27 protein-coding genes are annotated in these 18796 nt (G+C 61.5%); 16 read left to right on the top strand and 11 right to left on the bottom strand.

The genetic code is table 11. From position 1 onward, the window contains the following. Positions 1–335 precede the first annotated feature (335 nt). Positions 336–593, top strand: a complete 258-nt coding sequence (locus ACX80C_RS06355) for a ribbon-helix-helix protein, CopG family (RefSeq protein ID WP_459325455.1) — start codon at positions 336–338, stop codon at positions 591–593. 62 nt (positions 594–655) lie between these two features. On the opposite strand, the gene ACX80C_RS06350 is transcribed toward ACX80C_RS06355, so the two are convergent. Continuing rightward, a complete protein-coding gene (locus tag ACX80C_RS06350; RefSeq protein ID WP_459325453.1) occupies positions 656–787 on the bottom strand; it encodes a hypothetical protein in 132 nt (43 codons plus the stop codon). A 175-nt stretch (positions 788–962) separates the two neighbouring features. Here ACX80C_RS06350 and ACX80C_RS06345 point away from each other — a divergent pair, with 175 nt between their 5' ends. Continuing rightward, positions 963–1499: a DinB family protein gene (locus tag ACX80C_RS06345; RefSeq protein ID WP_459325451.1), complete on the top strand. Its 537-nt coding sequence runs from the start codon at positions 963–965 to the stop codon at positions 1497–1499. A 39-nt stretch (positions 1500–1538) separates the two neighbouring features. Here ACX80C_RS06345 and ACX80C_RS06340 read toward each other — a convergent pair whose 3' ends face one another. Further along, positions 1539–1931, bottom strand: coding sequence for an NUDIX hydrolase (locus ACX80C_RS06340; protein ID WP_459325488.1), 393 nt, complete (start codon positions 1929–1931; stop codon positions 1539–1541). 253 nt (positions 1932–2184) lie between these two features. Between ACX80C_RS06340 and ACX80C_RS06335 the strand changes: the two genes are divergently transcribed. Next, a complete protein-coding gene (locus ACX80C_RS06335; protein ID WP_459325450.1) occupies positions 2185–2802 on the top strand; it encodes a M23 family metallopeptidase in 618 nt (205 codons plus the stop codon). 281 nt (positions 2803–3083) lie between these two features. Here ACX80C_RS06335 and ACX80C_RS06330 read toward each other — a convergent pair whose 3' ends face one another. After that, on the bottom strand, positions 3084–3608 hold the full coding sequence (locus ACX80C_RS06330) for a GNAT family N-acetyltransferase (RefSeq protein WP_459325449.1): 525 nt from the start codon (positions 3606–3608) through the stop codon (positions 3084–3086). Between the two features lie 96 nt (positions 3609–3704). Between ACX80C_RS06330 and ACX80C_RS06325 the strand changes: the two genes are divergently transcribed. Together ACX80C_RS06325 and ACX80C_RS06320 are read left to right on the top strand one after the other, a co-directional pair. Further along, positions 3705–3902: an alpha/beta fold hydrolase gene (locus tag ACX80C_RS06325; protein ID WP_459325447.1), complete on the top strand. Its 198-nt coding sequence runs from the start codon at positions 3705–3707 to the stop codon at positions 3900–3902. Then, a complete protein-coding gene (locus tag ACX80C_RS06320) occupies positions 3899–4129 on the top strand; it encodes an alpha/beta fold hydrolase (protein WP_459325446.1) in 231 nt (76 codons plus the stop codon). Before ACX80C_RS06325 ends, ACX80C_RS06320 begins: the two co-directional genes overlap by 4 nt. Positions 4130–4234: 105 nt before the next feature. Here ACX80C_RS06320 and ACX80C_RS06315 read toward each other — a convergent pair whose 3' ends face one another. Next, on the bottom strand, positions 4235–4711 hold the full coding sequence (locus tag ACX80C_RS06315) for an NUDIX hydrolase (protein WP_459325445.1): 477 nt from the start codon (positions 4709–4711) through the stop codon (positions 4235–4237). Between the two features lie 101 nt (positions 4712–4812). Between ACX80C_RS06315 and ACX80C_RS06310 the strand changes: the two genes are divergently transcribed. Next, positions 4813–5214 (top strand): hypothetical protein, encoded by a 402-nt coding sequence (locus ACX80C_RS06310; protein WP_459325444.1) that lies wholly within the window; start codon positions 4813–4815, stop codon positions 5212–5214. A gap of 9 nt (positions 5215–5223) precedes the next feature. Here ACX80C_RS06310 and ACX80C_RS06305 read toward each other — a convergent pair whose 3' ends face one another. After that, positions 5224–6777, bottom strand: coding sequence for an MFS transporter (locus tag ACX80C_RS06305; protein ID WP_459325443.1), 1554 nt, complete (start codon positions 6775–6777; stop codon positions 5224–5226). Positions 6778–6807: 30 nt separating this feature from the next. Here ACX80C_RS06305 and ACX80C_RS06300 point away from each other — a divergent pair, with 30 nt between their 5' ends. The 5 genes from ACX80C_RS06300 (at position 6808) to ACX80C_RS06280 (ending at position 10568) form a co-directional block, all read left to right on the top strand. Next, positions 6808–7365 carry a TetR/AcrR family transcriptional regulator gene (locus ACX80C_RS06300; RefSeq protein ID WP_459325442.1) on the top strand — a complete coding sequence of 186 codons (558 nt, stop codon included), beginning with the start codon at positions 6808–6810 and terminating at the stop codon, positions 7363–7365. 56 nt (positions 7366–7421) lie between these two features. Continuing rightward, positions 7422–7970, top strand: coding sequence for a GNAT family N-acetyltransferase (locus ACX80C_RS06295; RefSeq protein WP_459325440.1), 549 nt, complete (start codon positions 7422–7424; stop codon positions 7968–7970). Positions 7971–8004: 34 nt separating this feature from the next. Next, positions 8005–8472: a tyrosine-protein phosphatase gene (locus ACX80C_RS06290; RefSeq protein ID WP_459325439.1), complete on the top strand. Its 468-nt coding sequence runs from the start codon at positions 8005–8007 to the stop codon at positions 8470–8472. A 9-nt stretch (positions 8473–8481) separates the two neighbouring features. Continuing rightward, entirely contained in the window at positions 8482–9141 is a 660-nt protein-coding gene (locus ACX80C_RS06285; RefSeq protein ID WP_459325438.1) for an HAD family hydrolase, read from the top strand. A gap of 422 nt (positions 9142–9563) precedes the next feature. After that, positions 9564–10568 (top strand): phosphoribosylaminoimidazolesuccinocarboxamide synthase, encoded by a 1005-nt coding sequence (locus ACX80C_RS06280; protein ID WP_459325436.1) that lies wholly within the window; start codon positions 9564–9566, stop codon positions 10566–10568. Positions 10569–10811: 243 nt separating this feature from the next. On the opposite strand, the gene ACX80C_RS06275 is transcribed toward ACX80C_RS06280, so the two are convergent. Beyond that, positions 10812–11279: an SRPBCC domain-containing protein gene (locus tag ACX80C_RS06275; RefSeq protein WP_459325435.1), complete on the bottom strand. Its 468-nt coding sequence runs from the start codon at positions 11277–11279 to the stop codon at positions 10812–10814. A gap of 110 nt (positions 11280–11389) precedes the next feature. Between ACX80C_RS06275 and ACX80C_RS06270 the strand changes: the two genes are divergently transcribed. Together ACX80C_RS06270 and ACX80C_RS06265 are read left to right on the top strand one after the other, a co-directional pair. Beyond that, the gene (locus tag ACX80C_RS06270) at positions 11390–11626 is read left to right on the top strand and encodes a hypothetical protein (RefSeq protein ID WP_459325434.1); all 237 of its coding nucleotides are present in this window, start codon (positions 11390–11392) and stop codon (positions 11624–11626) included. Beyond that, a complete protein-coding gene (locus ACX80C_RS06265; protein ID WP_459325433.1) occupies positions 11623–11958 on the top strand; it encodes a type II toxin-antitoxin system PemK/MazF family toxin in 336 nt (111 codons plus the stop codon). Before ACX80C_RS06270 ends, ACX80C_RS06265 begins: the two co-directional genes overlap by 4 nt. Before the next feature lie 40 nt (positions 11959–11998). On the opposite strand, the gene ACX80C_RS06260 is transcribed toward ACX80C_RS06265, so the two are convergent. Both ACX80C_RS06260 and ACX80C_RS06255 read right to left on the bottom strand, forming a co-directional pair. Then, positions 11999–12979 carry an o-succinylbenzoate synthase gene (locus ACX80C_RS06260; RefSeq protein ID WP_459325432.1) on the bottom strand — a complete coding sequence of 327 codons (981 nt, stop codon included), beginning with the start codon at positions 12977–12979 and terminating at the stop codon, positions 11999–12001. 35 nt (positions 12980–13014) lie between these two features. Beyond that, positions 13015–13488 carry a hypothetical protein gene (locus tag ACX80C_RS06255; RefSeq protein WP_459325430.1) on the bottom strand — a complete coding sequence of 158 codons (474 nt, stop codon included), beginning with the start codon at positions 13486–13488 and terminating at the stop codon, positions 13015–13017. A gap of 169 nt (positions 13489–13657) precedes the next feature. On the opposite strand from ACX80C_RS06255, the gene ACX80C_RS06250 reads away from it, so the two are divergent. The 3 genes from ACX80C_RS06250 to ACX80C_RS06240 are packed head-to-tail and all read left to right on the top strand — an operon-like array spanning position 13658 to position 16485. Continuing rightward, positions 13658–14914, top strand: a complete 1257-nt coding sequence (locus tag ACX80C_RS06250; RefSeq protein WP_459325429.1) for a sensor histidine kinase — start codon at positions 13658–13660, stop codon at positions 14912–14914. Continuing rightward, a complete protein-coding gene (locus ACX80C_RS06245; protein WP_459325427.1) occupies positions 14911–15537 on the top strand; it encodes a response regulator transcription factor in 627 nt (208 codons plus the stop codon). Before ACX80C_RS06250 ends, ACX80C_RS06245 begins: the two co-directional genes overlap by 4 nt. Positions 15538–15576: 39 nt before the next feature. Further along, positions 15577–16485, top strand: coding sequence for a phosphatase PAP2 family protein (locus ACX80C_RS06240; RefSeq protein ID WP_459325426.1), 909 nt, complete (start codon positions 15577–15579; stop codon positions 16483–16485). Here ACX80C_RS06240 and ACX80C_RS06235 read toward each other — a convergent pair. The 3 genes from ACX80C_RS06235 to ACX80C_RS06225 are packed head-to-tail and all read right to left on the bottom strand — an operon-like array spanning position 16482 to position 18633. Continuing rightward, a complete protein-coding gene (locus tag ACX80C_RS06235; protein ID WP_459325425.1) occupies positions 16482–17696 on the bottom strand; it encodes an MFS transporter in 1215 nt (404 codons plus the stop codon). The two genes, ACX80C_RS06240 and ACX80C_RS06235, sit on opposite strands and share 4 nt — an antisense overlap. A 9-nt stretch (positions 17697–17705) precedes the next feature. Further along, positions 17706–18158: a hypothetical protein gene (locus tag ACX80C_RS06230; RefSeq protein WP_459325424.1), complete on the bottom strand. Its 453-nt coding sequence runs from the start codon at positions 18156–18158 to the stop codon at positions 17706–17708. Next, the gene (locus tag ACX80C_RS06225; RefSeq protein WP_459325423.1) at positions 18151–18633 is read right to left on the bottom strand and encodes a cupredoxin domain-containing protein; all 483 of its coding nucleotides are present in this window, start codon (positions 18631–18633) and stop codon (positions 18151–18153) included. The genes ACX80C_RS06230 and ACX80C_RS06225 overlap by 8 nt, the downstream gene beginning before the upstream one ends. Between the last annotated feature and the right edge of the window lie 163 nt (positions 18634–18796).

Genomic DNA, 18796 nt, shown 5'->3' with positions numbered 1-18796 from the left:
GGTGATCAACTGGAGGCGAACACCCGGCGTTACAGACCGACGACGTCAGGCCTCCGCGGGATAATGGCGGGAGGTTGACCTTGCCCCTGGGGCGAGCCCGACGCTGGAAGTTTAACGGGCACATAAGGAGCTATGCGCGTCGGAAACCATCACGCCGCATCTGGCGCAGGACACCTCGGCGCTCTGTCGTCGATTCGACCTGCCCATTCCCCGACACCAAAGCTGAGCTGACCGTCCCGATTGAGCTCGCCATCCCCAACTGCAACACCTACTGCCGCACTCGTACGGGAATACTTTCCCTATACTCCTTTAGCTTTCGTATTACGATAGTGATTGTGGAACGGAAAGTAGACGGTAAAGATGTTTCTGAGGATCAGGTCGATGCTTGGGTGGCAGAAGCCGAACGTGGTTACGACTCCAAATTGCTGCACGCTCGGCTGGGGCGGCCTACTCGTGCCGACACACCAGCCAATGTCGTGCCAGTCCGTCTGACCGAAGCAGAACTTGACGCCGTCATGGCACGCGCCGAACGCGAACACCTTAGTCGGTCCGAGGCTATACGCCGCGCACTGGCCGAGTGGTCCGCCGCGTGATCATCCGTCATTCTGCACGCAAACATAGCATTTCTGATGAAGACATTGTGGCCGCAGCCGGGTCACCAATCCTTTCTGGCTCGCTCGACGACGAGAACCCCTCCCGCGTTTTGATCCTTGGATTCGACACTCACGGGCGCGTCCTCGAGCTCGTCGTCCTCATCCACGACGACGGTGCCGAAGAAGCAATTCACGCGATGAAAGCACGCCGGAGGTACCTCGATCTAATCCTTTGATCTGATGGACGATTGTGACGCCTCTGATTCGAGGACCAGCAAAGGCACAGTGCCGGTTTGTGAGACGAAGGCGCCGCTCTTTGCCTTCCCCCGTGGGTTGCGTTCGATCCCTAACCTGCGAAAGGCTCGGTCTATGAACGACGGTAAGTATCATGTGAACGGCATGCGGTTCGGAGTCGCTGAAGCGGCACACCACGGAGACGAACGCGCGACGCTGCTGAGCGTGCTGCAGCGTCAACGGGACCTTGTCGCGTGGAAGGTCAAGGACGCCTCGGACCAGATTCTGGACTCCGTCGCAACGCCGAGCGGGATGAGCCTGCACGGGCTGGTGCGCCATCTCACCAACGTGGAGCGGTCGTGGCTGCGGGACGTTTTCGCCGGTCAGCGCCATTTACGTTACAACTGGACCGAGGACGATCCGGAAGCCGAATGGCGGGTGCCGACAGGCACAACGATGACGGACCTGCTCGCGGAATACGCAGAGGAATCCCGCTGCTGCGACGCCGTTGTCACCGCTACCCCCTCGCTCGACGCCACATCCGCCAAGCGCGACATGTCGCTGCGCTGGATCCTGCTCCACCTGATCGAGGAAACCGCACGACACCTCGGGCATATCGACGTGCTGCGCGAGCAAGCCGACGGAAGCACCGGCGAGGAACCGACAACGTAAGTGTCGGCCCGCAAAACCATCCTGTGGCAGATAGTGCAATCACGCCTTGGCTGAAGAGTCTGCAATCAATTGCGGAAGCCAGCTTGCGTAGCTCGGATGGGCGAGCCGGAGGCCGGCAATCTGGTCGGGACTGAACCAACTCAGCGCATCATGTTCATCTGGCGCTGCGTTCGTAGGCTCCCCGGTCCACCGAGTCACGAGGAACGCGTGAGCGAGGAGGTTCGGATCGTCGATTCTAATCTCGATGGGCCGCAGCTCCGATACATCGACGGCAACCTCCTCACGGCACTCTCGGAGAACAGTGTCTTGAGGACTTTCGCCGCGCTCCAAGTGCCCACCAACCAGGTCCCAGCAGTCCGGGTACCAGCGCCGTGCCGGGTGTCGGTAAGCCAATAGCAAGCTCCCATCCCTAACCAACGCCGCAATCGCCATTTCATCCATAAGGTCTACCTCCGACCGGGCAGGCTATCACGCAGTGAGTGGGAGTGCCCGGTCGCCAGCCGAGGAGCGCCTCTACGGCGGATTGAACGATAGTTAGCGGTGTCGTGGTGACAGGGATCATTTGCCCAGCGAGGGCTACGATCAGAACGCGATGATCGGCCACGCATGGCTATGAGATCCGCAGTCGTAAGTAGCAATCCCGCCCCGCTTACGGGCTGGGCATCGGGCCGCAGAAAGGAATAGCGTGTCAACTTCTATAGACTTGGAATACCCCTTCGTTGGCCGCTGGCTTACTCAGAACAGTCCCGCCAATCGCGTGCCCAGCCACGGCACGACTTTGTTCGCCACGTCGCACGCAATCGACTTCGTGCCAGTCGACGATGCCGGACACACAGCGCCGATCACGCTTGGGACCCTCATACGCCCAGAGCCACCCGACAAGTTTCCGGGCTTCGGGCGCACGCTGCTGGCACCAATTGCAGGGATCGTCGTAGCCGCACACGACGCCGAGTCCGATCATGCGGCCTTTCGGGGCCTGCCCTCGATCAGTTACGCGCTGACCCAGCAACGTCGAGCCAAAGCAGGCTGGGTCGCGCTTTCCGGAAACCATGTGCTGATCGAGGGCAGTGACGGGGTGGTTGCCATTTGCCATCTACAACAAGGCAGCATCGAAGTTCGGGCAGGCCAGCGCGTACGCGTCGGAGATGTGCTCGGACGCTGTGGAAACTCCGGGAACAGCACCGAACCGCATGTCCACGTCCAAGCTATCGACAACCGTCACGTCGAGCGCGCCAATGCCGTGCGGTTAACGTTTAGAGGCGCACTCCCGCGCAACGGGGCGATCATCGACACATCCGAGTAGTGGTGTCCAATACGGTGGTGCCGTCGTCAACCTCGGCGGTCTTGCTCCGCTCGCACGCCGTCAGCTTGGTGGATCGATTTCCGTTCGACGCCGGACGACGAGCGCATCCTGCGCGAGACCGGGCAGCCCGGCGAGAGCACCTCGGAGACGCTGCGCCGCACGCTACGGCTGCTGGATCACGAACGCGTCCGGCCCTTCCATCCATCGTCCCCAGACCGAAGTCGGAGTACAGGACGCTAGCCCACCCAGGCCTTCATAGATGGTGCCCGTTGAGGGATCGGCTACCGGGTCGACTCATCGTTTGGCAGGATGCGCCGCATCACGGCTCGCGGCCACGCATCGAGGCCGACGGCGGCTTCATGTTCCCAGATGCGTCGCTGGCCGGGTGCCCACTCGTTCTCCGCAACCACCTGGAAACCGAGCCGGGCGTAGTACGGCCCGTTCCACGGCACGTCGATGAAGGTAGTTAGCGTCATCGCCGTCAGACCTTGCTGTCGAGCCCACGCTTCTGCGGCGTTCAACAACTGGCGCCCGAGTCCTTGGCGGGCATAGTTTGGGTGCACTGACACTTGCTCAATGTGTGCTGCCTCGTCGACGACATCCACAACCAGGTAAGCGATGGGCTCGTCGACGTCATTGGTTGCCACCCACGCCCGTCCGGCGCTCTGGTAGGCGCGCAGAACATTCACAGACGGTGGTTCGTCATCGGCTACCGATGCCATGTCCAGGTCACGGAACGCGGCACCCGCCGTGCGTTCGATCTCGAACAGGTGGGCAAGGTCGTCGGGACGAGCTACGCGGATCACGACGTCCAGTACAACACATTGGCCGAAGCCGATCCCTGCACCGAAGGCGTTCGGTCTTGTGAGATGTCACCCGATCGATTGCGCGACAATGTCTTCATGACTATCCCCCTGCGCAGGTTGACTTTCGGCGACGTGACGATCAGTTGTCGGGACACCGGCGGAAACCGACCACCGGTCGTGATCCTGCACGGGCTGGCCGGCAGCGGCCGGGAATTCATCACGACCGCGAAAGCGCTTCCGGAGTATCGAGTGATCCTGGTGGATCTCCGCGCGCATGGCGACAGCACCCGTTGACGATGGAAGCGGTCGACGAGGAAGCTCGGTGGGATGAGTGGGAGAGCGTCAAGGCTCCCACACTGGTCGCGTTCGCAGAGAGCGGCATGTTCGACGAGGACAGCAAGCGCAGCTTCGTGGCTCGCGGTCAGCACGCTCAGAGAGCCGACATCCCCCGTGCAGGCCACGACGCCCACCTCGACGCGCCTGCCGAGTGGATTAGCACCCTGAGGGCTTTCCTGCAGTAAGTCCTTCAGAGGCCGTTACCGCACCAAGTACCGGCAACTCTCCCCTTGCGGCCGCTGCGGCTCGTGCGACGATCAGCGGAGGGTCCACAATCACCCCCTGCCCTATCAGCTCGCGAGCTTCGCAAGCGGTAGCCTGGCCAGCCTTACCTGTTCTGTGGGATCAGACGTATCCCTGCGTCCGGGTTGCAGAGCGTGAGTGGAAATGAACAAGTGGGTCGGCCAGGACGCTCGGCCAGGGTTCATAAAAAATGTATGTAGATGGCGGAGATCGTCGGAGACCACGCCGAGCTCTTCCTCGAGCTCGCGCCGTGCGGCGTCGATGGGCAGTTCGCCGACATGCCCGCCGCCGCCCGGCAGATCGTAGATCCAACGGTTCAGCGGGTACCGATACTGACGCGCCAAGAGCAAGTCCTCGCCGTCAACCACCAGCGTTCCAACCGAGAAGGGGATGCTCTCGTCTACTTCGAAGTGTGAACGGGAACCATCCGGGAGCAGCACCTCGTGGTCGACCAATGTCACGCGGCTTCTGTGAGTGACGGTCCGCCCGATCGTGCTCCACCCTATTTCGTTTCGATCAGTCATAGTGCCACCCTATGGCCCGGGTGCTGAGCGGCAGCCGCTCCGTGTAGTCAGGATGACAAAGTTCTGCGTCGAGGGAAGATTCCCTAGGCTTAGTGTGAGGTATGCGCCTGACCCGACACCGCCACCAACCGCCCGCACAGCAATGGGCACTAGTCGCCCTGATCGCACTCCTGTCCGCAGGACTCTGGTTCGGCTGGTTCGCCTGGGACACCGAGTATCAATACGACGCCGCTACTGGCAGGATGACGGGTCCATACGAGCTATGGCAGGGCATCGGAGCTTTCTTCTGCAGCATCGTAGTGGTCGGGCTCGCTCACCGCCTCCTGCACTTCGTCGTCGCTCTGCTGGTACTTCCGGCTTTCTTCACCTTCGCGTGGATCAGCACGGCCGCCGCAATGGATGACACTGGACTCTGGGTGGTGGGAGCCGTGCTCGTCGCTTTCGGTGCCATGCTCAGGACGGCATCGTCGGGTGCTGCCCGCTCCAGTGGGCTCGGTGCCTGAAACAGACTGCTATGTCTCCTCAGGTACTTGTTTCTTTTTTCCTGCTGCGGCGAGCGTCCATGTGACATCAATGATGAAGATGATGACCCAGATTTTTCCTGCGCTGTAGATCAAGCTCGGAACACCTTCAAGGTCGGGGCGACCTCCGGAGACAACGTGCTCACTGAAGTCCCTGGTGCTGAACGAGTCAATAATCCAGGACCATCCGGTGAGAGCAAGCACAACCTGGGCGCCAGCAAAGATGATCAGGTGCCAGACGAGGCCTGTGAGTTTGGAGCGGTTCATCCTAACTGTTGTCACGGTTCTGGCCTCCACGTTCTCCTTACCGGGGACTCGGTCTGATGTGCGGAAGTTTCCGCGCTCGGTAGGGTCCGGATCCGATGTCTGCATCGACTCGCCGTTGCGAGGGAAGTTTTCGGCGCCAGAACGCTGAATTGCCCACGGGGTGATGATTGCACCGGTGGCAATGGCAAATCCGAAGAGAAAGCATGCGACCTGCCAGTTGGTTGTCTCGTAGCTGACGCCGGCCAATACGGCTCCGGCACCGGCACCGGCTAACCTGGCAGATTCATAGAGCCCAAATCCCTTGCCAGCGCGCTCCCCTGATACCTCGGCTATAACCGATTGTTCGATAGGAATAATTGCGGCCCACGCGCCAGCACTGAGAATCCACAACGCAGCAATGAGAGCAGGTGAGGGAACGAAACCAAGGGAGACGGCGAACGCAGCACTGGAAACTGCGGCAATCGAAGCAACTCTGCGCCTTCCGATACGGAAGGTAAGCCGGTGTGCTGGCCCGGGCATCAGACTCATCACGATCGCGCCGGGCAGGAACACCAGAGCAATGGAGACAACATTCAGGTTGAAGGCGCTTTGGAGGTGAAGCAACAACAGCAGCCCGATGGCGGCTTCAGCCAGCGAGGTCACTGCCGTCGCTATCAGCATCGGCCCCACCCGTCTCGTGGATAACGCCTGTGCCGTCCTGTCCGGCGGAGTGTGACGCCGGGGGGCGAAGATCAGCGTTAGTGCAGCGATCAGGCAGGCGATGGAAGCTGCCAGGAACACACCGCGGAAATCGAGCGAACCAATTAACGTCAGGCCGGCGACGAAGGCCACCCAGGAGCCAGTTTCCTGCCATGCCATCAGTCGTGAAAAAGAGGCGGAATCCGAGGCGACCGTTTCACTGACTATGGCTCGCAAAGACACCCAGAAAAGTGCCCCTCCGAGACCGCCAATAACAGCAGAGCCAAAGGCCATGTAAGGGCCAGTCGCGAAAGCGTACCCGGCACAGGATATGCCAAACAGCGCTGCGCCAGCTGCCGCGATGCTCCGACGCTCACGCACATCCGCCAGCAATCCTGCGGGAAACCGTGCAGCGAAGGACATCAGCAGTTCGGTGGCGATCAGCAGTCCGATCATCGCTGAGTCCAGGCTGAGCGCAGCGCCCGCCCACAAAGGAATAAGAAAATCCAGAAGGTCAACAGGACCACCTACCAGCGCGGCAGACCACCTCGCCGAGGAGGGGCGCGCCTTGTGGGGTTCGGTACCAAGCGCCGATTTCATAGCTCCAGAATACACACGTATTCTGGAGCTATGAGGCAGATTCAAGACAAGCAGGAAGTCTTTGCTGCATCGGCACTTGACCTGATTGTGCGTGGTGGCATCCAAGCCGTCAGCGTCCGTACAGTCGCCGCGGATGCCGGTTGGTCAGTTGGCGCACTGCAGAAGACGTTTCCGAACAAGGAAGCTCTCTTGCGCGCCGCAGTGAAACTTCTGGTTTCCAAAGTTGAGACGCGAATGGACGCCATAGCGTTTACTGGAGAAGCCGTAGATTACCTCGTACGCCTCGTCCAGGAAACCCTTCCCGTAAACCGGCTACGCAGGGAAGAAGCTCTCGCGTGGAATGCGTTCACGACCGAAGCTACCCACACTCCGTGGCTCGCCGAAATGCTAGTAGCCCAGGATCAGCGCATCACCGGGCAACTCATTGAAGCATTGGGCGCTTCCGGTGCCTCACACCCCGAAATGGCCGCGGCAGGAATCATCGCCGTCTCCGATGGATTCGCGACCAGGCTCCTGTACGACCCGGATCGGGCAGACGAACTCTGCGCAGCGCTAGAACCGATCATCAACCATCTGCTCGCCTTATGAACCGTTTTCAGCCCACCTGCCTTGGTGCACACTGAAGCGCAGTAGTGTGAAGCATTATGCCTACAACCTTCACGCGCATTGATCCCGTTGGGCACGATCACAACGCGCTAATCGATTTCATGACACGTAATGAGTTCATGTTTCATGTCAACGCGCATCCAACGCAGGAGTTCGTCGAAACATCCATTAGTGAGGGCGCGTACAGGGATGAGGACAACGACTCCTTCTGGATCGATCACACCGAACACGGACGCATTGGCTTCTTTCGGTTAGAGGATCTCAGTGACGACACCCCACTGTTCGACCTCCGCCTTGACGGACCGTTCCGTAACCGTGGTCTGGGAGCAAAAATCTTACGTGCGGCAACCGATCATGTGTTCACGACTATGCCGAAAGTCCACCGATTCGAGGGGCAGACCCGCGAGGACAACGTCGCGATGCGTAAGACCTTTCTCCGTTGTGGCTGGGTCAAGGAGGCTCATTACCGTGAATCCTGGCCTGCCGACGGCGGTGTAATGGTCGCTTCGGTTGCCTACGGAATTCTTCGACGTGATTGGGAAACAGGACAGACAACAACCTTTGTGTGGGAGGACTTCACGATATAAGCGGACAATGTCCGCAGCGGGACATACTTGGGCTGTGGATCATTTCATGGCTGGATTCAACAATGCTCGTGACATCGGAGGCCTGCCGCTTCACGCTGGCGGGACGACCGTCCACGGGGCGGTCGTACGGTCCGAGACGCCCACCGATTATCGTCTGCAGATATATGTGGGCTCCATGCCGAAATTCAGTCGCGTGCTCGATCTCCGTCCGATCGAGGAAGCCGGTGCATTAGCCCACCCATTTGCCGATGACGCAGCCTATAGGTTGAGGCCTCTGATAGACCCCGACGCGGAAGCTCAACGAGATCCCGCATCCGAATCCACTCTCGGCGCCATCTATCGAGGGAGCCTGAGACGGAACGGGGCGATGATCGCGGCGATCACGCTTTTCGAGCACATCGATAACTATTACGGGGGCGTTGGACCGTACTTTTGCACAATCGGTCTGGATGGCGCCCGCATGAGTCGGTTGCGTGCTCGGCTGCTCACGCCCGCGCTGTAGCTTTTCATCATGGACAAAGTTGAAGCAGTAATTTTCGACTGGAGTGGGACGCTCGTCCACGATCCGCCTCTTCGCGATCGGGTGGCCAGCACTTTCGCGACACTCGGGCGTCCGGACATCGGTGAAGTTGATGAGGTGTGCGCAGCCCTCCTGCGCTGTGAGTCTGACCCTGATATCGTCGCTGCTCAGGCCAGCGCTGACACAAGCCGCGCGTCGTACAATGCAGCGGAGTCACTGCGTTTTGAGCGGGCTGGTCTGGACGGGGAATTAGCCACGTGTTTGCTTCGCTTCGACGAGAACATCGAATCGCGGCCCCTATATCCCGACGTCGTTCCAACGCTCGAGCAGTTGAAATTCTACGGCTGTCGGATCGTCGTCCTTAGCGATATCCATTTCGACATTCGCCCGCTCCTCACCGCGCAGGGAGCAGGCCAGTACATCGACGACTACGTGCTTTCGTATGAACACAGAGTACAGAAACCCGATGCGCAGATTTTTGAGCTGGCTCTGGAAAAGGCCGGCAGCGACAGGAAGAGGACACTGATGGTGGGAGATCGTTCAACCCACGACGGCGCGGCGAACGAACTCGGCATCACAACGCTTTTACTTCCACCACTGAGATCATTCGGCCCACGCGGACTCTCACTTGTCAGCGCTCTCGCGGCGTAACGGCGGAGCGTCCCGAGGTAGCTGCAACCATCCGCATATTTGCAGCAGGTTGATCCCGCTGCCTATGGTTCGTCATCGACGGCTTGCCGGAGGGGGTGACGGTAACTTCAAAACTTTCCACAGTGACCATACGCCACCACTCATTGATGTCGATTTGCTCAGGTCGCTTGACTTCGCACCACCGTCAGGCGAAACTGACGTCATACATTACTGACGTCAGGATTAGCTGACGATAAAGAGTTTGGGAGCTTGAATTGGCGAAAGATCGAACATCCGCTGAGATGAAATCCGTCCACCCGGATTGGGTTCTGGCCTTGGAAGGCGCGGGCATTCTGACTGGGGATGCAGTGCTCCCCCAGTTCAAGAGCTCACCCTGGACGGTCCACTTCTCGCTACCCTCGGACTTATCCGAGCTCGAGGATGTGGCCGACCCGCTGCTGTTCATCTATGCGGGATCAAGCTATGTTCGCGACATCGAGTTGAAGATGGATTCCCTTGTTGCAATGGCCCGCGAGCAAGGGCGCTCTTGGGCGGAGATCGGCAGGGCCCTTGGGGTTACCAAACAGACCGCTTGGGCACGTCTGTCGCGAGTTGTAGCAGAAGGCAAAACCAAGGTCGTCGAAGATGCGGGAAACGGTGAAGTGTTCGTCCGCAGTAAGGACAACATCACCGCCAGCGATGGAGGCAGGCGCGATGTGCTCCGTGGAAAGGGGGCCGCCGCCACGCGAACAACCGTCAACGTATTCCAACTCCTTGAACGCAACGGCATCCCCACCCACTTCGTGGATGGAGTTGATGACGTCACCTTCCGGGCACGCGACGTAGAAATGATCCCCTTGGAATTGGTGGCGCGCCGATACGCCTCCGGCGGCTTCAGAGACCGCTTCCCTGAAGTCGCCGATGGCGTACTACTCGACGAGCTTGTCTTCGAAATCTTCGAGAAAGACGATGCGAACCACGACCCGCTCCTGGAGTTCGACTTCGAAGCTGGCGTTATCCGGCGGTACGTGCCTAACACCAAGGCGGCCGAAGCGATCGGCCCAGACTTCAAGGCAGGCGACCTCATCAGTGAAGAGCCGCTGAGTGAGAGCCGCTTCGCCGATGTCTCACCGGAACTGATCGCTAGCCTTCGCAGCCGCACCACCTCGGCCTTTGAGGTCATCGAAGATGCCTGGAGAAAGCAGGGCGGCACTTACATCGACTTCAAAATCGAATGCGGCTTCGACCGCGAAACCGGCGACCTATTGGTGGCAGACGTCATCGACAGCGACTCCGGCCGGTTGCGCTTCGATGAGGTCGACATGTCCAAGGAGTCGTATCGCGACGGCACGGCCACCTTGCCGGAGATCAAGAAAAAGTTCGACGACGTCGCAGCCCGTACAGACCGCTTCGTGGAAGCATCCGACAGCCAGAGGACAGACAGCTGAGATGAGCCACTCGATCCGACGGCACTACCGGCGGGAACGCAGAGCCGGCAATTGATCCAAGCACCCCACTGAATCGGCACGTTCACTGGGCATGTCTAGATATGCCCAGTGAACGCCCGCATTCGGTGGGCAGCTTTGAACAAACCGCAGCGCCCCCTCCCCCAGCTGCACGTACTCCGGCAGCAGCGAGAACACGCCATCGCTTCCCTCACTGAGACAAGGTAGTCCAGGCAGACCTCGTTCTCAGGCCCGCCTGAGCGCATCGTAAGTGGACCAGAAGTCGCCCATGGGACGGGGCTCGTCCAGCAGCAGCGCCTCGAGGTAAAAAAGATGCGTGTGCCAACCGGTCAGGTAATTGGCGGCCTCGCTCCCAAGGCCAAGGTGCTGCAACGTCAGGCGCGTTGACGCACCATCCTGCGTGAGCGAAATCCGTACCTCCGACGTTGGTTCGTCCGGGAACTCCCATGTCATGCTCAGTAGCTGGCCCGGTTCATAGACCTGAATACGGCTGGCGCAGGAGTAGTCCTCGGCATGCTCGATCGTCACCACGTTCCCAACGCCAAACGCTCCGGAAGTCAGTTTTCCGAGCCAACATGGCAATGCCTCGGCGTCGGTGAGCCCCCACCACACGCGATCGGGAGACACTGTCATTGACCAGGTATGGGTCACCTGACCGTCCACAGTATGAAGTGAGCTATCCATGAGCGGCATAACGCGAGCCTAACCGCAAATTTCAACACGAACTTCAGAACCGTTCGGAACACTCCACTTGAGCGAACTTACACCTCGTCAAGCGTCTACAATTCGTCTACAATTAGTAGATGGCCACCACAGATACCACTACCGTCCGGGTACGTCGGCCTGATTCGGAGCGGCTCCATTCCCTTGCAAAATCTCGCCAAACCGCCGTCATCGACGTACTTCATGCTGCGATTGACGCTCTGGAACGCCAGGAGTTTCTGCGCGGTTTGAACGAGGACTATCAGCGGTTACGGGATGATCCTGAGCTTTGGGAGCAGTACGTCTCTGAGAGCAAGGAGTGGGACACTCTCGCATGATTTGGCGGGGCGATCTCTATGACATCGACCTCGGCCAGCCCATAGGGCATGAACCGGCATTTCACCGACCTGCCGTCGTCGTGTCCGTCGACATCCTGAATAACGGTCCCGGCAAACTGCTTGTGGTGGTTCCGGTTACGTCTCGAGCTTATGGCTTGCGCAGCCACGTAGAGGTGGAGCCCGGTCGCACCGGTCTGAACCATACCTCCTACGCTCGTTGCGATCAGGTGCGTGTTGTTTCGATCGATCGCCTGCTGAACCGCCGCGGGAGAGTTGCTCCGGATGACTTGAGTGCCATCAACCAGGCCCTGGGGTTCGTGCTCGATCTTTGAGCAACGGACGCATCCTGCATAACGCGCTGCAGCCAACTCGTCAGAGCCGCCCCGCAACCCTCTCCAGCCGCTCGAGCCACCACGCGCGCCGCCCGGCCGGAGCAGCGTAGCGCGCGATCAGCTCCTCACTCACTTCCGGCGCCCGCACGGGCAACCACCCGCCGTCGGGGATTAGTGGGGTAGCCGAAACATCCCCCTCCATCAGGGACAGTGTCCCCAACCCGCACGCATAAGGCAGCTCCGGAAGGGACGCGGCGAGCGCAACACCGGCGCTGATCCCCACAGACGTGTCCAGGGCAGAGCTTACGACGGCGGGTAGCCCGGCCTGGGCGACTATGTCCAGCGCACGCCGCACACCTCCAAGCGGTGCAACCTTAACAACGATCAAGTCCGCTGCGTCCTCGCGCGCCACCCGCAGCGGGTCCTCAGCTTTACGCACGCTTTCATCCGCCGCAATGAGGGTCGGAATCCCGCGACGCCGCAATTCCAACCGGAGAGTCCGCAGGTCCTCGATACTCATCACCGGCTGCTCGGCATACTCCAGTTCGTACGGTGCCAGCGCCTCTAAAGCCTCCAGCGCAGCGGGCACATCCCACCCGCCGTTCGCATCGACCCGCAGCCGGGCAACGGGCAGGAGGCGCCGCACCTCGGCGACGCGGGCGACGTCGTCGTCGAGGGTCTGACCTCGCTCTGCCACCTTAATCTTGACCGCGGGCGCCGCCCCGAAGCGCGCAAGTAAGGGTTCGACGTCGGACGGCGCCACCGCTGGCACCGTCGCGTTCACCGGCACTCGGCTGCGCACCGGCTCCGGGAACCCGGGCCAGGCCGCTTCGATGGCGGCGCGCAGCCAGGCGGCGGATTCGTCGTCGTCGTACTCGGGGAAGGGTGCGAACTCGCCCCAGCCGGCGGGCCCTTGCAGCAGGAGCGCCTCGCGGTGAGTCACACCGCGGAAACGGACGCGCATCGGAATCGAGACAACACGAGCGGTGGAACGCAGTTCCTCGAGAGTGGGGGCCGGCATCAGTCCAGCGTATGCCGAACAGTCTGCGCTGAAGATCAGGACAGACCCGAAACACCCAGGCTGGCCAGCACACCGAACACGACGCCCCAGATGATGATGGAAATAACCTGCCAGAGGATCACCACGTTCTTCGGCGCGCCGAAGGAAACCATCGCTGCAGACGTGATCTGGCTGGGAAGGACGGTTTGTCCGAGGAGGCTGACGCCTGCAACGCCGTACTTGTCGAACCGCCGGCGCAGCTTCTCCTTGCGCGGAGACAGCGGCTTCGGTGCCTTGCCCTGCAGGGCTTTCGCCCGGACTCCGTGAGCGCTCAGCACGAAGATCAGCATCGAGACGACGTTACCCACGATCGCGGCAGCAATCGCGATCACCGGGTTGATACCGGCAAGGACACCGATGATCGAACCGAAGTATGACTCGACAAACGGAATCGCAGCGGCCAGCATCACCCCCACCCACTGCAACAGGTCAGGGAGCGAAGAAGTGAAGTCTTGCAGTTGCTCAATCACTTAGAATGCCTTTCATCGGGGTTCGTGCAGCGCCGTTCACAAGTGCGGATCGGCCATAATTCAATCCTCCTGCTTCGATATGGTCCTCTATAGTGCTGCGCCGTCACAGGATTACAGACCGAATTGCATGCCCGTCCGGTGACAAATGTCATTGCTCTACGCTGGAGTCATGGTCCAGTCATCGCTCCGTTCGGGCACGGCGGAGAAGCACGAGGAAACTGTGGCTGACCAGCACGACGACGGCGGCTCCGCGCACGGACGCAGTGTCCAGTCCACCTGGCTCTACACTCTTGGCTCGATCGTCTTCTTCTGTGTTGTCCTCGACTCGCTGCTCCTTATGATGGCGTTCTCGGCGCCCGTCACATCCACGGCAAACGTGCTGGTTGGGCTTACGCTCACGGCCAGTGCCATGCAGGTCCGCTACTGCTGGTTCTTGCGGGTGGGCCGCGGCGGCGGTCAGCCACGGCTTGCTTGGACGGCGGCCCTCCTCGCCCCGGCTGCAACGATCTGGTTCCTGGGGTTCTTCCGGCCGGTCGGCGAGTTTCCAGCGGCGCTTCCGCTGTGGATCGCCCTCTGCCTCTGGGCCGCCCTGCTCGAAAAGTCGCGGCGGCGGATGGTACTGGCAGCCGGAATCGCACTGGTTATCCTTCAGCTGCTCCTGGCCACCCACCCTCCTGATTACGCGCTGGGCTTCGGCCCGGACTCCAGCCTTGGACCAATTCTCATCTACTCCGCTGCCTTCCCCTTGATGGTGTTGAGCAGCTTGTGGTGGTGGGAGATCGTAGTGAAACTCGACGAGCACCGCCGCACGGCGGCCGAGCTCGCCGTCGCCCGGGAACGACTACGCTTCGCGGCCGACCTTCACGACATTCAGGGGCATCATTTGCAGGTGATCGCACTCAAGGCCGAGCTGGCCGAACGTATGCTCGCCATTGATCCGGATGCGTCGCGGGAGCATCTGCACGAGACCCGGGTCATTGCGCGTCAGGCGCTCGAGGAGACCCGTGCACTGGTTGCCGGGTACCGTGAGGACGCCCTCGACAACGAACTCGAGAACGCCCGCTCAGTGCTCACTGCCGCTGGCGCTCACTGTGAGCTCGACGTCGGACCCCTGCCTCCTGATCCCAGCTTGCGCCATGCATTCGCCATGGGCGTACGCGAGGCGACAACGAATATCCTGCGCCATAGTGACGCCACTTGGGTATCACTGCGGTTCAGCTGGTCCGCGGACCAGCAGTACGTACTTGAGATCGTCAACAGCGGCCTGATTGGTGACAGGACAGCCCGGACGCCCGGGACAGGAATCGCCGGTCTGCGCGCTCGCGTTGCACCACTCGCTGGACAACTGGAGGTCAACGAAGACGCCGGGAATGACCGCTTCGAGCTTCGGATGACCATCCCTTCGCCGCGAGGTGGCCCCGCATGAACGAAGCAGCGCCGCCGGGCACCATACGATTACTGATCGCTGATGATGAGCACCTGATCAGGGGCGCACTCGTTGCGTTGCTCGCCCTCGAACCGGATATCGAAGTGGTTGCAAGCGCCGACAACGGCCTCACCGCGGCTGAACTCGCAATCAGCGAGCGGCCGGATGTGTGCCTCCTTGACCTTGAGATGCCCGGAGCCGATGGCTTGGAGGCTGCAGCGCTCATACTGTCCAAAGTTGCCACCCGTGTGATCATCGTGACCCGGCATGCCAGGCCGGGCGTCCTGCGTCGGGCCCTCGCAACACGGGTGTCAGGCTTTGTCCCGAAGTCCACGCCCGCTGAGGACCTCGCGGATGTGATCCGTGACGTCAGGGCCGGCAAGCGCTACATCGACGCTGAAATCGCTGCGGCGGCACTCTCCGCCGAACGGTGTCCGCTGACCGACCGCGAGCTTGATGCACTTCGCCTGAGCCGCTCCACAGCCTCAGTCCAGCAGATCGCCAGGGACCTACATCTGGCTTCCGGCACGGTGCGCAACTACCTCTCCTCCGCGATGGCCAAGCTGAATGCAGTTTCGCGGCACGACGCCGCGGAGAAAGCGTGGCAGCAAGGCTGGATCTGAATTGAGGAACCTTATCCTCGTTGTGTCAGTGTTAAGCAGGTGAGCTCCACGCAGTCGACCAGCGAACGCCGCTACCGGACCGCCGCAAGGCGGCCTGCGCTGTTCGTGCTCGGCTCTGTGTTCTGCTTCGCTGCACTGGGCTGGACCTATTGGGCGTTCGTGCGCACCACCACCGGCCAGTTCGCGGACGAATCCGCGTGGCGTGAGGCCGGCATTGCCGCCCCTGACAGCCAGTTGCCGTTCCTTCAGTTCCTCGACAGCCTCCCGGTCATCTCGGTGTTCATTGCGGCCGCGGTCATCCTGTTCGTGACGCTGGGACGACGACGATGGGTTGCCGCCGGGATCGCGCTCGGAACAATTCTGGGCGCCAACCTGACAACCCAGGTCCTGAAGAACCTCCTGCTGGATCGTCCGGATCGCGGCGTTCCCACGCTCGACTTCAATTCACTGCCCTCGGGTCACACCACCCTGGCGGCTTCTGCCGCGGCGGCAATCTTCCTGGTGGTTTCCCCTCGGTGGCGGCCCCTCGCGGCTGCCGCGGGAGGCGCGTACTCCGTGCTGGCCGGTGCGGCTACCTTCATCAATCTTTGGCACCGGCCGGCAGATGTAGTGGCGGCGTTCCTCGTCGTCGGTGCGTGGACGCTGCTTGGCGGCCTGCTGATAATGCGGACTGGAAATCCGTGGAATGTGTGGTCTGGATTCGGGGAGCACTGGGCGGCATCCCGCCTTTGGCTGGTGTTCTGTTGGATTCCTGGTTTGTTGGGTCTGCTCGGATCCTTGGGTCTGTACTTCTTTGTCCAACTGATCGGCCCGGCACCGGTTCCCGGAACCGCCAACGTGCCGCTCTTCTTCTGGTCCGGCCTGGCGCTCATCGTCGGTGTTGGATTCACGCTCAGTGCGACGGCCTGCTGGCTCTTCGCGTCCCAGGCGCGCCTGCGCCGCGACTAATGTCCAGAGAGATGCTTTTTCCGCGGCGGCACCCATAGCCAGAGCGCCGCTGCCCCGATCAGACCAAGCACCCCCGTAGTCCAGATACCGCCGGCCAGGGTGACGGCCGCTGTCACGGCGGAAACGGTCCCCGGACCCGCCATGGTTCCGATGTCAGTCAGCACCCGCCAGATGCCAAGGAATTGCGGCCTGCCCGGCGACGGGGAGAAATCGGCTCCAAGCGTCATCACAATCCCGGACCCTATGCCGTTTCCAAACCCGATCAGCAGTGCAACCAGCAACAGGCTGAACGCATCCCGGGTGAGCGGAAGCAGCAGCAGCGCGGTACCCATGATCAGCATGCACGGAACCGCAACCCAGCGCCGGCCGTAGAGGTCCATGACCTTTCCAGCCGGGTAGAAGATCAGCATGTCGATAGCGCCGGAGAGACCGTAGATGATCGACGTCGTGGTCGGATCCAGCCCTATCTCCTGCGCCCAGAGCGGCAGTACTGCCTGCCGCGTAGCCCGGACGGCGGCGATCAGCAGAACGCCGACCCCAACGGTGGCAAAGATCCGCGCGTGGCTCCGCAGGATCGCTCGAACCGTCGCCGGAGGAACCACGCCGTCCGACGGCGAACCCCGCCGGCGGACGGCGTGCTGCGGCGCTTGAAGCTCCGGCACCCGATAACTCAGCACAGCAGCCGCAAGGGTGGCTACCGCGCCCACCCAGTACGCGCCGTCGAGCCCCAGACCGCTCATCGCGAGCGCACCGGCAAATGGACCGACAAACACGCCGATCCGGGTAACCCCGCCCAACGTTGACAGGGCGCGGGCGCGGAAGTCGATCGGTACGGCCTCCGTGAGATAGCTCTGTCGCGCCAGCCCAAACACCGCTCCGGCCATTCCCACCATGAAGATCGCCGCACCGAAAACCGCCAGGTTCGGCGCAAGAAGGGCCAGGATCATCGCCGCCGAACACCACAGCGACGCTGCCACGAGCGCCCACCGCTCGCCGAACCTCGTGGTGACCAGCGTCGCCGGAACATTGGTCAAGAGCGAACCGATGCCGGTCAGCGTGATGATGAGCGCCGCCGTCGGAATGTCCGCACCCAGATCCCGCGCGGACAGCGCAATCACGGGCGTGATCGAGCCCATCGACACGCCGTACAGCAACGAGGGACCGTACGCTCCGATCGCTATCTTGCGGAGGCTGAACGGTTCCTGGTGCACCGTCCAACGCTAGCGCAGGGCGGCGTCCTTTCGTGGCACCAGGAAGAATCCGACAACGGCGAGAACCCCCGCAATCCCCTCCGCCACGGCGCTCACGGTCTTCTCGAAGAACCAGAGCGGCTCGTACATCGCCGGAATCGGCCCGATCTGGGGCAACTGCACGTACACCGACAGCACGACGGCGGCGAACGCCGAAAGCGCGACGACCGCGGCTATGGCGTAGGACAGCCTGCTACCCCGGACGAGCACGTAAATTGCCGCGAGAATCGCAACCACGGCCTGGATGCGGAACAGGTTCCCTCCGCCGATGCCGCCCGGATACGCGCCCTGGTACTGCGGCGCGAGGACGAAGTGCACGTAGGCGTCAACGGCCAGACCCAGCGCAATGATCACGCGAAGGACCATCAGCATCGCGGTGGAGCGCCCATGCGCCACCGGCCGCCGGGCCGCCTGACTAGCCATCGCTTGTCACCACCAGTGTGCCCGTCATGTTCGGGTGGTAAGTGCAGATGAACGGGTATTCCCCCGGCTCGGACGGAGCGGTGAACGTGACGGTCTCTCCACCTGCGGCGACGGCGTCGAAGTCTTCGGTCTCCGAAGTTGTCACGGTGTGCGGGGCCGTGTCCTCGTTGATGACAGTAATTTCAGCGCCGGCGGGGACGGATTCCGGCATCTCGTACTCGAAGTTTCGGATGGTGATGACAATTTCCTCGGCCGGCGCATCCTCGGTCGGTTCTGCCGAAGCAGTCTCAGAGGGCTCTTCCGACGGTTCCTCGGAGGCGTCCTCAGAGGTGGCTTCATCGGTGGTCGGCTCGGCCGCGCTGGTTGTCTCTGCGGGCGGTGCTTCACCGGCCTGATCGTCGCCGGACCCGCAGCCCGCCACTCCGACGAGCGCTGCAGCGAGAACTAAACCAAGGGCACTACGCGTGATGTTCATGGTTCTCCATTCCGGCGGGGACCTCCGCCCGGTAGCTCCGGGAACGTGTAACCCAGCTCATATGGTGTTCGCTGCGGGGAGCCGAACGGACTGCAATGGTGGAGCAGTAATGGCGCTGTCAGTCGATGTCCAGTAGCCCTTGCGACAATGGTTCCCAGAGCGT

The sequence above is a fragment of the Arthrobacter tecti genome, from assembly GCF_054511355.1.
Note: the sequence above shows the minus strand (reverse complement) of the source record. Positions and strands in the feature narration are given on the sequence as shown.

Bases quoted from the DNA above. Each gene is read 5' to 3' on its own strand.
- ACX80C_RS06310 (WP_459325444.1), top strand. From the start codon at position 4,813: ATGCGCCTGACCCGACACCGCCACCAACCGCCCGCACAGCAATGGGCA.
- ACX80C_RS06300 (WP_459325442.1), top strand. From the start codon at position 6,808: ATGAGGCAGATTCAAGACAAGCAGGAAGTCTTTGCTGCATCGGCACTT.
- ACX80C_RS06250 (WP_459325429.1), top strand. From the start codon at position 13,658: ATGGTCCAGTCATCGCTCCGTTCGGGCACGGCGGAGAAGCACGAGGAA.
- ACX80C_RS06340 (WP_459325488.1), bottom strand. From the start codon at position 1,931: ATGGCGATTGCGGCGTTGGTTAGGGATGGGAGCTTGCTATTGGCTTAC.
- ACX80C_RS06230 (WP_459325424.1), bottom strand. From the start codon at position 18,158: ATGGCTAGTCAGGCGGCCCGGCGGCCGGTGGCGCATGGGCGCTCCACC.
- ACX80C_RS06295 (WP_459325440.1), top strand. From the start codon at position 7,422: ATGCCTACAACCTTCACGCGCATTGATCCCGTTGGGCACGATCACAAC.
- ACX80C_RS06325 (WP_459325447.1), top strand. From the start codon at position 3,705: ATGACTATCCCCCTGCGCAGGTTGACTTTCGGCGACGTGACGATCAGT.
- ACX80C_RS06345 (WP_459325451.1), top strand. From the start codon at position 963: ATGAACGACGGTAAGTATCATGTGAACGGCATGCGGTTCGGAGTCGCT.
- ACX80C_RS06265 (WP_459325433.1), top strand. From the start codon at position 11,623: ATGATTTGGCGGGGCGATCTCTATGACATCGACCTCGGCCAGCCCATA.
- ACX80C_RS06285 (WP_459325438.1), top strand. From the start codon at position 8,482: ATGGACAAAGTTGAAGCAGTAATTTTCGACTGGAGTGGGACGCTCGTC.
- ACX80C_RS06245 (WP_459325427.1), top strand. From the start codon at position 14,911: ATGAACGAAGCAGCGCCGCCGGGCACCATACGATTACTGATCGCTGAT.
- ACX80C_RS06275 (WP_459325435.1), bottom strand. From the start codon at position 11,279: ATGCCGCTCATGGATAGCTCACTTCATACTGTGGACGGTCAGGTGACC.
- ACX80C_RS06260 (WP_459325432.1), bottom strand. From the start codon at position 12,979: ATGCCGGCCCCCACTCTCGAGGAACTGCGTTCCACCGCTCGTGTTGTC.
- ACX80C_RS06270 (WP_459325434.1), top strand. From the start codon at position 11,390: ATGGCCACCACAGATACCACTACCGTCCGGGTACGTCGGCCTGATTCG.
- ACX80C_RS06315 (WP_459325445.1), bottom strand. From the start codon at position 4,711: ATGACTGATCGAAACGAAATAGGGTGGAGCACGATCGGGCGGACCGTC.
- ACX80C_RS06305 (WP_459325443.1), bottom strand. From the start codon at position 6,777: ATGAAATCGGCGCTTGGTACCGAACCCCACAAGGCGCGCCCCTCCTCG.
- ACX80C_RS06225 (WP_459325423.1), bottom strand. From the start codon at position 18,633: ATGAACATCACGCGTAGTGCCCTTGGTTTAGTTCTCGCTGCAGCGCTC.